This window comes from Sphingomonas sp. CCH5-D11 (assembly GCF_001557395.1).
Lineage (GTDB): Bacteria > Pseudomonadota > Alphaproteobacteria > Sphingomonadales > Sphingomonadaceae > Sphingomonas.
This window is the reverse complement of sequence record NZ_LSKH01000092.1, coordinates 1-697: the sequence shown is the minus strand read 5'-3', so window position 1 is coordinate 697 and position 697 is coordinate 1. Positions and strand designations below refer to the sequence as shown.

Genomic DNA, 697 nt, shown 5'->3' with positions numbered 1-697 from the left:
TGCGTATTTCCGCCTTGCCGAGCCTGGCCCTGGGTGCCCTGCCTGCGGCAGTGTCGCGCTTTCTCGAGCGTCATCCCGACGTTCACTTCGATCTTCAGACCGTTCACCACGACGATCTGCTCCGCAAGCTCTACGAGCGCGAGACGGACATCGCCATTGCGAGCGAACCGCCGCATGGCGCCGCGCTGAGCAACACCTGGCTTGGCGAGGGGGAACTCGTCGTCCTGTATCGCGAGGCTGAGATGCCTGACGCGCCGGCGCGGGTGGATCTGTCGGAGCTGAGCAATCGTCGCTTCATCTCGCTGGCGGGCAGCGGGCCGATCGGCACGCTGTTGACGGATGAGCTGGATCGGCTGGGCATCGCAGTGGACGAGGCGGTGGTCGCGCGGACCTTCTACATCGCCGCAGCGCTGGTGCGCGCAGGGGTGGGCATCACGGTGGTGGACAGTTTCACGGCGGAGGCGTGGCTTGCGCCCGGACTCGCCGTACGGCCGCTGAAGCCTTCGCTGACGTTCGACGTGCACGCCATTCATCTGCTGGACCGGCCGCCATCGGCGCTGGCAAGCGAGTTCCTGGCGGTCCTGCGAGAGGAGATCGATACCGAATGATGCTGATCCTGCTGCCGTTGCTGGCCGCTGCCGGAGCGGATGTATCTGCCTCCCCCGCGCCGGCCGTGCCACCCGCCGTAAGCGAAGCA

The 697-nt window shown here is 66.9% G+C and carries 1 protein-coding gene; it reads left to right on the top strand.

Going from position 1 to position 697, the window contains the following annotated elements; translation table 11 throughout:
- A partial coding sequence (locus AX702_RS06045; protein ID WP_066777475.1) for a LysR substrate-binding domain-containing protein occupies window positions 1–608 on the top strand: 608 nt, incomplete at its 5' end.
- Window positions 609–697 lie beyond the last annotated feature (89 nt).